The organism is Aliarcobacter faecis, from assembly GCF_013201705.1.
GTDB lineage: Bacteria > Campylobacterota > Campylobacteria > Campylobacterales > Arcobacteraceae > Aliarcobacter > Aliarcobacter faecis.
In genome coordinates, this window is record NZ_CP053837.1 from 2,078,961 (window position 1) to 2,090,681 (window position 11,721).

Here is an 11,721-nt window from a genome sequence, read left to right on the forward strand (position 1 = left end):
AATCTCCTCAGAATATTTAGGATTGTATGAAATATTTTATTTTAAAAAAGTCTCTAAAAAGTTTTTATAGAAACAAATTTATAAAAAAGATAATTAAATTACTTAATTATCTTTCATGAAGAGAATCTTGTTTTACCTTTAAAATTGGTTTTAATAAGAAATCCATAATAGTTTTTTTACCAGTTACAATATCAACGGTAGCAACCATTCCTGGGATAATTGGGAGTTTTTTACCTTTTCTTTCAAGATAATTTTTATCAGTTTTTACTAAAACCCTATAGTAACTTTTTCCTTCTTTAGAATCTTTATCTATTATTGAGTCAGCAGAAATTTCTATAATATGCCCCTCTAAACCTCCATATATAGAAAAATCATAAGCTGTAATCTTAATAATAGCTTTTTGACTTGGGTTTATAAATGCAATATCTTTTGGATCTATTTTTGCTTCAACAACTAAAGCATCGCTTAGCGGAACAATTTCAATTAAATCAACTCCTGGTTGTATAACTCCTCCTATTGTATTAAAATTCAACTGCTTTACAATTCCATCTACTGGAGAAGTTATTGTTGTTTTATCAACTTTATCTTTGTCCCCTACAAGCTTAGCTTCAAATCTATTTATTTGGCTAACTGTTTTTTGTAATTCATTTGAAGCTTCACTTCTAAAAGTATTTAGCTTTTCTTGAATTTTATTTCTAGCCTCTTGAATAGCAAAATTTGATCTAGTAATTGATAAATTTGCAGTTTGTAAATCACCTTTTGTTTGATTATGCTCTTTTTCCATATCTAGTAAATCAATATTAGACTTAATTTTTCTTTCAACTAATTGTTTAATAGTCTTTTTTTGCTCTTCAATAAAACCCAAATTATCTTTTAACTTTTTAATTGTACTTTCTATCTCTTTTAATTCTTGAATTTTTTGACTCTCTTGAGTTGATAAAACACTAATAGAAGACTTTAATTCTTTATATCGATTTTCATAAAGCATCTTTTCATTCAAATCATATCTTGATGGATCTTGTAAAATCTTTTCATCAAAAATGAGCTCTTCCAGTGGTTCATCAATATTAATTGTTGCTTCTTTTTCTAATCTAGCCTTGAGTGCTAATAAAGATAAATATTCTTGGCGACTCTCTTCTAATGTTGCTTGAAATCTCGTTGTATCAATTTTCATTAAAGGAGCATCAAATTTTACAATATCACCCTCCTTTATAAATATCTCAGAAATAATTCCCCCATCTAAAGACTGAACTGTTTGTACTTTATCCGTAGGAATAACTTTTCCAGCACCCCTTGCTAATTCATCTATTTCTGCAAAAATTGCCCAAATCAAGAATATAGCAAAAATACCAACAACAATTGTAAAAATAACTTTACTAACTAAATTAGCTTCTTCATTTGCATGAGAATAATTAGTATAAATAAAATCCAAATCCTCTTTTTCATTATATTTATCATCACCTAAACCATAAATAGCTTTTATATTATTTAAAATTTTATAAAAAATTGTCTCTTTCTTCTCAACTTTTTGTGTAGAACCCTTTGATTTCTTATCAACAATTGTTAAATGTTCATCAGTCTTAATATTATTATTTATTATTTCAGTATCTTGCTTGTCTAAATTTTTCATATTAATCCACTTTTACTGTAAATACTTCATCTTTTGGTCCATCAACTATAATTGAACCATTTTCCATAATAATGACTCTATCTACAAGTTGAAGTAGTGAAGTTTTATGAGTTACAACTATTAAAGTTTTATCGACAACTATATTTTGAAGTCTATTTATAAATGCTTTTTCTGTTTGTCTATCCATAGAGTTTGTTGGTTCATCTAGAATTATAATTCCAGGATCAGATATTAAAGCTCTTGCTAAAGTAATAGATTGTCTTTCTCCACCTGAAAGACCATCTCCTCTTTCTCCAACAAGTAAATCATAACCTGCTTCATGTTTTCCTAAAAATTCATCAAGACCAGCAATTTTTGATACTCTTAAAATCTCTTCATCTGAAACATATTGCTCTCCAATAGTAAGATTATCTTTTACTGTTCCCATAAATAAAAAAGGCTCTTGCGGAACACTTCCCATAGCATGTCTTAAATCAACAGGATCTATTTGTCTTGTATCTAAACCATCTATTAAAACCGAACCTTTTATCGGCTGATATAAATTCATTATTAACTTTAATAAAGTAGATTTTCCAGAACCAATTTTTCCTAAAATTGCAACCTTCTCTCCCTGTTTTATTTTCAAATTTATATCTTTTAATGTTTGATGATTTTGTTCTTTATATGAGAATTGAACATCTTTTAATTCAATATCTCCTTTTAGATTTGGTCTACTTATATATAGTTTATCCTCTTTTTCCACAGGCATTTTCATAACTTCATCAAGATTATTTAAAGATAACATTACTCTATCAAACTTGATAATCATACCAACAAGTTGTGCAATAGGAGCAATAACTCTTCCATTTAATATCATAGAAGCCACTATAGCTCCCATTGTAATTTCTCCTTCTTTTGCTAGATATACACCAGCAGCAACAATAGCAATATTTGAGAATTGTGATAAAAAAGCAGTAAAATAGGTAATAGATTGTGATAAGAAATGACTTTTATCTGAATAATGAGTAGTTTTATTTACAGAATTTACCCAATGTGTTTTCATTCTATTTTGAGCTTTTACACTTTTTATAATTTCTAATCCAGAAACTGCTTCAATTAAAGTTGTTTGTTTTATCTGATCCTCTTTTACACTTTTTTCAATAATCTCTTTTAAAGGTTTTTGAAAATACCAAGATAAGAGTATAGAAATAACTGCTGTTGCAATAGAGATAAAAGCTAATGGACCACCTATAAAAAATATAACTGCTATAAAAATAAATACAAATGGTAAATCAACAATGGCTGCAATTGTAGCACTCGTAAAAAATTCTCTTACGCTTTCAAAAGATTGTAATCTACTTATAAATTGTCCTGTTGAAGCTGGTTTTGCATCAAGTCTAATATTTAAAAGATGATTAAATATCTTATTAGACATTATAGTATCTGCTCTTTTACCTGCAATACCAAGGAAATAGGATCTTAATACTTTTAAAACTAAATCAAAAAGCATAACAATTGAAATCCCTATAAATAAAGCCCATAAAGTCTCTATAGCATTATTTGGTAAAACTCTATCATAAACATTCATTGTAAAAAGTGGTGTTGCTAAAATAAAAAGATTTATAAAAAGTGATACAACAATTACTTGTTTATAAATACCTTTATTCCGTTTTAAAGTTCCCCAAAACCACTCTTTTGGATTTTCTACTTTTATCTCTTTTTCTATACGATTATTAAAATTATACTCTGGCTTAATAATAATTACTTCACCTGTATATTCTGATTCTAGTTTTTCTACTGTTATTTGAGTTTCACCACTACTTAATCCAGGTATAATTACTTGAGCTATTCCTTTTTTTAAATCATAGTTTAATAAAACACAAGCTCTATTTTTATTTAATATTAAAACGGAAGGTAATGCTAGTTTAGTTATATCTTTTAAAGTTTCCCTTTTTACAGTTCTTGTCGTAAAACCAATTCTTGAAGCTGCTTCATGAAACATTGAAATATTCATAGATGTATTATGTATAGGTAATCCATAAGTTAAAGATTCTGCTGAAGTCTCTCTATTATGATATTTAGATAGAAAAAGTAGACAACCTAAAAGGTCATCTACTTTTCTTCTATCTTTTAAATTAGATAGTGTTTCACTCTCTAATAATTCGGAGTTTTTATTTTCCAATTATACCCTCTATTTATTTATGATATTTATCATAAAGTTTTTGATGCTTCGCTATATTATCAACATATGGCTTATTAACTTTCACTGAAGCTGGTAAATTATCCATTGCAATATTTGCATCTTTTACTGATTTGAATATACCATAAATAACCTTAGCACTTGCCATTTGTGGTCCAAATGGATATGTATATGTATTAGTTTTATCTAATCCACTACTTCTTACAAATCCATTTGCTGCATCAATACCTTCCGTTGTTGTTATATTAATTGTATAATATCCAGCTGGTACCTCTTGGAATGTTGCAAAATTTTCAGATTTAATAGCTTCTTTTATAGGAGCAACAGGTGCTGGAGAATAATGCATAGGTCTTTCAACCATAGTTTCTTGTTGATTATTATCTCCTAAAAGAGCTTTTAATTCATCATTTGCAGTAATTATATTTTGAGGTTCACCAACTAAATTACTTAATGCTATTGTATTTGAGCAACCATCACTATTTGGAGATAAAACAGTATCTGTTAAAGCAGAAAGAGTTGTTAAAATATCATAGTAATTTCTATACAATTCATATTCTCTATTAATTAAACTCTTTTTCCCTTCGTAAAGAACTGTTTGTGCATCTAGAATATCAACAAACGTTCTAGTTCCAGACTCAAACTCACTTTTATAGACCTCAACAATATTCTCATTTGAAACTACATAATTTTTAAGAACATTAATTCTCTCTTTATTTTTTTGGAATCTTTCAAAATTTACTTTAATCTCTTCTACAATTTTGTTTGTAATCGCATCTAACCTTTGTTTTTGTTCAGCTAAAAATATTGTCTCTTGTTCAGAAATAGCTTTATCTCCTCCTCCATTAAATAAATTCCAAGCTAAATTTATTCTACCAAATGCTTGATTTTCTCTTCCATTGTTATTTAAAGACAAATCATTATCTGTTAAAGCTTTTAGCTCTAAACTAAAATTTGGTAAAAATTTTGAATCTGCTTGTGCAATTTTTTCTCTTTGTCCTTTTATTCTCTCTATTTGTTCCTTTATTTCATAATTATTTAGAACAGCTTTTTCAATTAAATCTTGAAGATTATTTGGAATATTTGTTAAATCCATTTTTGGTCTACACTCATTTCCTAATGGCTCTTCTCCTACAAATCTTTTAAAAGTTGTAACTCTTGAATGTTTTAAATCTTTTTCTTCAAGATATTTTTCTTTCATAAAGTTAAGTTTTCCTTCTGTTTCATAAGTTTCTAAAACTTCTCCACTAATTGATTCTTTTTCTTTTGCTATTTGAAGATTATCTTCATTTGTTTGGATCATAGATTTTGTTAAATTTAACATTTCATCATATTGAACTAAGCCTAAATAAGCATTAACTGTTTCGTAAACAATATTTTGAATATTTTTTTCTGTTCTATATGTATTTGCTAAATCATTATGTTTAGCCTCTCTTATTTGTGCAGGTGTTAAATCACCATCATAAAGCATTTGATTAATAGCAATTCCTAAATTATAACCTTCTTCTTGATCTGAACCATTTATTGGAGAATTTGTACTATTTATTCTTTGTTCTTTATATTTCTTATCAGAATTGCTTTTTTCTAACCTTCCATCGATATCAACTCTTGGTAAATATTTTGCTTCTCTTTCATCAATATATTTTTTGAATGCCTCTTGATTCTTCTTTTCAGCAATAACTTCAGGATTTGTTGCAATAACTTTTTCTATACTATCTTTTAAGCTTGCTGCTTGTAAGCTAGCACTAGCAAATATTGATAAACAGATAAGTTTTATAACTTTACGTTTCATTTTATACTCCAATTTTTGTTTCTTTTAAATAATATTTTTTGTTATGATAATGACTTTTAACTTAACTTTAGTTTAACTTTATATTCCAATTCATTAATTTATACTAAGCTTTATTATTATATTATAACTTAATTTTTTATCAAAAGGAAAATTATGGAAAATACTACTCATTTGAAAATTTTAAATAATTTGAATATTTTATATATTGAAGACGAAGAAAATATAAAAAAAAATATAAAAGAGACTTTAACTCTCTTTTGTGAAAATATATTTGATGCATCAAATATAGAAGAAGCTAAAATACTTTTAGAAGAACATAGAATTGATATAATCATTACAGATATAAATTTACCAGATACGAATGGAATAGAATTTATAAAAGAGTTTAGAAAAATTGATAAAAAAATACCCATTATTATTTTAAGTGCTTATACAGATAAAGATTATTTACTTGAAGCAACAAAACTAAAACTTACTGATTATCTCACAAAACCTATAGATTTTAAATCTCTTCATTCCGCACTTTATAAATGTGTAGATGAAATTCTAGAAAATTCAAGATATTTAATTAGTTTTAAAAATAATGTAGAATTTAATGTTCTTCATAAAAAACTTTTTTGTAAAGAAAAAAATGAAGAAATGACATTAACATCAAAAGAGCTAGTTTTACTGGAATATTTAGTAAAGCATTCGAATAGAGTTTTATCTATTGAAGAATTAAAAAATTATATTTGGGAAGATGAACTTGAAGCAACTGAATCTGCTTTTAAGAATTTATTAAATAAACTTAGAAATAAAATAGGTAAAGAGTCTATTTTAAACATATCTGGAGTTGGATATAGATTAAATTATTAAAAATTAGGATAGGCTTTGAGAATTATTATTCTATTCTTATTTATCACTTTAAATATTTTTGCAAATAATAAAAACTTCAAAGTAGCATATGATTCAAATTTTACACCATTTTCATATAAAGATAAAGATAAAGAGACTGGTTTAATTATTGATTTACTTAAAACTTGGGCTAAATATAATAACTATAATATTAAATTTGTTGAAAATCTCACTTGGTCAGAAAAAATAAACTCACTAAGAGAAGGAAATATAGATTTTTTTATAGGGAATAATAATCTTGAACACTTATTAAAACAATCTTTTAATATTTTTGAATCAAAGGCTACACTTTTTTCACTCTCTAAAAATATGAATTCCATAAATCCAAATTCTAAAATTGGTCTAATTGAAGGATCGAATCAGGAAGATTTAAAAATAAAATTTCCTAATTCTGAAATAGTATATTTTGAAAAAATTTCTGAAATGATAAATGCTTTAAAACATGAAGATATAGAATTCTTTTATGCAGACAAAACAGCTATTGAGTTCTATATAGCAAATAATAACTTGTATAATCTTATAAAAACAAATGAAAATATATATACAAATATAAATGGTTTTAAATTGATATCAAATAATCAAAATAATATAAATATTTTTGAAGATGGTTTCTCCAAAATTCCAATTTTTGAACTATTACAATCTGAAAAACAGTGGTTATATAATAATAAAGAATTCTTTTATGAAAATTTCAAAAATAAAATATCTCTAAATGAAGCTGAAAAACAATTTATAAAAAATCTGAATATGAAAATATCTATATCATCAGCTTGGTTTCCATTTAGCTTCAAGTCAGAAAAGAATGAACCTGCTGGTATTTCATCTTTATATTGGGATTTGATAAAAAATAATCTTGATTTAAAAACACAAAATATATTCTTTGATAATTTTAATGACCAAATATCTAGCCTAAAGAATAGAGATACAGATCTTATTTTTAATGCAGGAGAAACTGAAGATAGAAAAGAGTATGCACTTTTTTCAAAAGAGTATGCAAAATTTCCAATATCAATTGCAACAAAAAAAGATGAAAATTTCATAGAGCATATTTCCCAAATCAAAGATAAAAAAATAGCTATAGGAAATAATTTTACAGCACATAGAATTTTAAAAAAAGAGTTCCCAAATATTGAATTTATTCTTGTAAAAAATCCAAAAGAGGGTTTAAAATTAGTCTCAGATAATTTAGCTTTTGCTTATGTAGATATAAAACCTGTTTTATTTTACAATATTGCAAAATATGATTTAAAAGATTTAAAAGTTACAGGAAATAGTGGATTTGAGTATGCCTTAAAAATTATGTTTAGAGATGATTACAAAGAGTTAGAATCTATTCTGAATAAAGCAATTTCATCTATATCTTTAAATGAATTGAATGAAATTATTGAGAAATGGCAAAATGTTCAATTTCAAACGACTGTAAATTATAAATTCTTGTGGATTACTTTAAGTATCTTTTCCCTTTTAACTTTAGCATTTCTATATAGATATTTAACTATTAAAGAGTTAAATAATAAATTAAAATCTATTGTTGATGAAAAAACAAAAAAATTAAATGATATAAATAGAAATTTAGAAAATATAATAGAAGAGAAAACCAAAGAACTTATTAAAAAAGAAAATATTCTAAATCAGCAGACAAAAATGGCTGCTATGGGTGAAATGATAGAAAATATTGCTCATCAATGGAGACAACCACTATCAGTAATATCAACATTAGCTACTTCTATAAAATTAAAAAAAGAGCTAAACAGTTTAGATGATATTGAATTTATAAAAGATATGGAACTTATAAATCAATCTGCTCAACATCTCTCCACTACAATTGATGATTTTAGAAATTTTTTTAATCAAGAGAAACAAGAAAATTCATTTGACATTTCTGAAACTATAGATAAGACTCTACATCTTTTAAGTAGTAGAATAAATAATCATAATATAAGTATCATTTTAAATATAGAGAAAATAGAAATTAATAGCTTTGAAAGTGAATTAATACAAGTCTTATTAAATATTTTAAATAACGCTATTGATGCTTTCAAAGAAAAAAACATTGATAAAAAGTTTGTATTTATTGAATTAATTCATGATGAAAATTATATCTATCTGACAATCAAAGATAATGCTGGTGGAATTAAAGAAGATATTATAAATAGGATTTTCGAACCATATTTTACTACAAAACATAAAAGTCAAGGAACAGGAATAGGTCTTTATATGTCCTTAGAAATTGTAAAAAAACATATGAATGGAGATATATTTGTTTCAAATAAAAAGTATATTTACAATAACTTAAAATGTGAAGGTGCCGAATTTAAAATAATAATCCCTATAAAAAACAATGTCTTTAATTTTTAAACTACTTTTGTAAACTCATCATATAACTTATCTTTAAGTGGAATTTCTAATTCTAACTCTAAGCTTATTGGTTTATTACCTTCATATTTAATACTATTTGCCAATCCTAAATATATAAAATTTTGAGTTTTTCTATCTACCTGAGCAAATTTTCGTATAAAAACATGAAGTTTTACTCCAAATTTCTCATTTTCACAAAGTCTTTCTCCATCACCTTGTTTTTGTGTATGACTTGGTTTACTTTGATAAGTAAAAATAGATTTTGATAAAAAAGCATTATAATAATTTGCTGATTTAGAAAATTTCTCTTTCTCTAAGTTTATAAATAAGAAAAAATCATCTTTATATTTTAGAAATCCACTCCCCCTAAATGAGCTATGAATTTTTGGAAAATTACAAAGTTGTGCAATATTTAACATATTATATTTTGAATAGAGTTTTAAAAATGGGATTTTAAAATCAGCTCTTCCAAACTCCTCTTCATAAAGATAAATGCCATAATTTAAACTATCTTCAAAAATCTCTTTATATTTAGAATTTTTTAAAAGTTCTTCAAACTCTTTTGTTTTTACTATTTTATTTTCCTCAAAATTTATAAGCTTTAAATATCTATTTATTTGAGCTTTATCTAAAAAATCTTGATTTAAATAAGAGAAACTATGAAGTATTGTGTTTTTATCAACATAGTTTAAATATTTATCTAATATTTTAAAAGCCGTGTTCTCATCACAAAAATCATTTTCTAAAAGATATTTTAAAATCACAAACTCATAAACTCTCTTTATTGGAAGTAAATTTTCAATAAATCTTATAGCTTTTATAAACTCTTCATTTAAAACTAACTCTTTATATTCACTTTTATTTTCAACTTTAGCCAAAAATTCTATATAAGAGTAACTTTCATCAATAAATTCTAAAGGATTAATCACATCATTAAATTGTAAAAAATCTACAAGCTTTGGAATTTTATTATTTAGTAAAGCTTTAAATTCAAAATATTGTTCTTTTAGATATTTTAAACTACTGAAATTTTCTTTTTCTATCTGTTCTAAAATTCTATTTTTGGAAATTTCATCCATACTTATAAATACATTTTTAAAATCTGCAAAATTATTTAATAAAGATAATTTAATACTCTCTTTATCTATTTTTTTATTTCCAACTAATGCTAAAGCTATTAGATATGCTTTTTTATGATTCCCAATAAAATCAAGAACTGTTAAAAACTCTTTATTTTTATATTTTCGAAGCCCTCGTCCAAGTTGCTGAATAAAAACTATGGGTGAATTTGTAGGACGAAGAAATAAAACAGTATTAATAGAAGGAATATCTATTCCTTCATTAAAAATATCAACTGTAAAAATCACTTCTAAAGAATCTTTTTCATCTTCAAGTTTTTTTATAAACTCTTCTCTTTTTAAAACACTATCCTCACTTGAAAGAGAATTTGAAACAATTCCTCTTTTATTAAACTCTTCACTCATATATTTTGCATGCTCCTTTGAAACACAAAACCCTATAGCTTTTCTTTTAACTCCAGCAAAAGAGTAAAAATTCATCTGTTCTATTATGTAATCAACTCTTTTATTTACACTTAAAAGTTTTGCTAAAACATCTATTTTATTTAAATCTATATTTTTATAATCAATAGATTTAATATCACTTATTCCAAAATAGTGAAAAGGTACAACAAGATTATGTTCAAGTGCATCATTTAATCTTATATCACAAGCTATATTTTCATCAAAAATTTCATATATACTATTCCCATCCATTCTATTTGAGGTTGCAGTTAATCCTAATAAAAATTTTGGTTTAAAATAATCTATTACTTTTTTATAACTTACACTTATACTATGGTGAGCTTCATCAATAATTATATAATCAAACTCCCCTTTTTTAAACTCTTCAAAATATAAACTCATAGTTTGAATAGTTGAAAAAATATAATCTTTCTCTTTCTCTTTATTATTTCCTGTAAATAAACCAAAAGTTTTATCTAAAATAATATTCTCAAAACTCTGCTTTGCACTTAAAAGTATATTTTCTCTATGAACTAAAAAAAGTATTCTTTTAGCTTTAAAATTTTTTACATCAAAAGCACTTAAATATGTTTTTCCACTTCCTGTTGCTGCAATTATTAAAGCTTTTGTTTGACTCTTTTGCCTTAAAGTTTGTAACTCTTCTAAAGCTTTTTCTTGCATAAAATTTGTTTTTATATCTTGTTTATAAGAAAAAATAGGGCTAAAATCTTTTTTCTGATTCTCTAAAAATTTTGAATAATTATCTAAAAAATCTCTATTTACTTCAAACGATTCTTTCCATAAATTAGTAAATTCACTTAAAATAGTATTCAAAAAAACATCATTCTTTTTTGAAATAGTTTTCACATTCCACTCAATATTTGATTTAAAAGCACTTGCTGTTATATTTGAAGATCCAACTATAATTTCATAAAAATCCTCAAACTCAAATATATAAGATTTTGGATGAAATCCAACACTTATTCTATTACAATCATAAATCTTTAATTCTATATTTGAAAACTCTTTTAATTTTTCTAATGCTTTTATTTGCGTAAAATTCAAATAAGTTGAAGTTAAAATTTTTCCTTCTATTCCTTTATTTTCTAATCTTGAAAAAACATCTAACAAGAGCTGAATTCCACTAAAATTTATAAAAGCAACATTAAAAATAAATGATTTCGATTTTAATAAAAGTTTTGTAAGATGATTGTGAAAATTATCTGATTCATTATTAATTATTAAACTATTCAAATGCTATTCCTTTTTTATATTTAATATATTATAAAATATTATAATTTTAAGAGTTTTAATCATATAATATTATAATTTTTTATACAAAGGGGTT

General features: G+C 24.7%; 6 protein-coding genes. 2 read left to right on the forward strand and 4 right to left on the reverse strand.

Annotation, left to right across the window (positions count from 1 at the left end; translation table 11 throughout):
* Positions 1 to 106: 106 nt before the first annotated feature.
* Genes AFAEC_RS10355 through AFAEC_RS10365 form a run of 3 tightly spaced genes read right to left on the reverse strand, consistent with a single transcriptional unit; the run spans position 107 to position 5,598 of the window.
* Positions 107 to 1,630, reverse strand: coding sequence for an HlyD family type I secretion periplasmic adaptor subunit (locus tag AFAEC_RS10355; RefSeq protein ID WP_026805001.1), 1,524 nt, complete (start codon positions 1,628 to 1,630; stop codon positions 107 to 109).
* 1 nt (position 1,631) lies between these two features.
* A complete protein-coding gene (locus AFAEC_RS10360) occupies positions 1,632 to 3,791 on the reverse strand; it encodes a type I secretion system permease/ATPase (RefSeq protein WP_026805000.1) in 2,160 nt (719 codons plus the stop codon).
* Between the two features lie 13 nt (positions 3,792 to 3,804).
* Entirely contained in the window at positions 3,805 to 5,598 is a 1,794-nt protein-coding gene (locus AFAEC_RS10365; RefSeq protein ID WP_026804999.1) for a TolC family protein, read from the reverse strand.
* Between the two features lie 153 nt (positions 5,599 to 5,751).
* Here AFAEC_RS10365 and AFAEC_RS10370 point away from each other — a divergent pair, with 153 nt between their 5' ends.
* Both AFAEC_RS10370 and AFAEC_RS10375 read left to right on the forward strand, forming a co-directional pair.
* Positions 5,752 to 6,453: a response regulator transcription factor gene (locus tag AFAEC_RS10370; protein ID WP_026804998.1), complete on the forward strand. Its 702-nt coding sequence runs from the start codon at positions 5,752 to 5,754 to the stop codon at positions 6,451 to 6,453.
* A 15-nt stretch (positions 6,454 to 6,468) separates the two neighbouring features.
* A complete protein-coding gene (locus AFAEC_RS10375; protein WP_051489018.1) occupies positions 6,469 to 8,850 on the forward strand; it encodes a transporter substrate-binding domain-containing protein in 2,382 nt (793 codons plus the stop codon).
* On the opposite strand, the gene AFAEC_RS10380 is transcribed toward AFAEC_RS10375, so the two are convergent.
* Positions 8,847 to 11,627, reverse strand: coding sequence for a DEAD/DEAH box helicase (locus AFAEC_RS10380; RefSeq protein ID WP_026804997.1), 2,781 nt, complete (start codon positions 11,625 to 11,627; stop codon positions 8,847 to 8,849). The genes AFAEC_RS10375 and AFAEC_RS10380 overlap by 4 nt on opposite strands.
* Positions 11,628 to 11,721 lie beyond the last annotated feature (94 nt).

Coding starts and splice junctions, on each gene's coding strand:
- AFAEC_RS10355 (WP_026805001.1), bottom strand. CDS start 1,630: ATGAAAAATTTAGACAAGCAAGATACTGAAATAATAAATAATAATATT.
- AFAEC_RS10365 (WP_026804999.1), bottom strand. CDS start 5,598: ATGAAACGTAAAGTTATAAAACTTATCTGTTTATCAATATTTGCTAGT.
- AFAEC_RS10370 (WP_026804998.1), top strand. CDS start 5,752: ATGGAAAATACTACTCATTTGAAAATTTTAAATAATTTGAATATTTTA.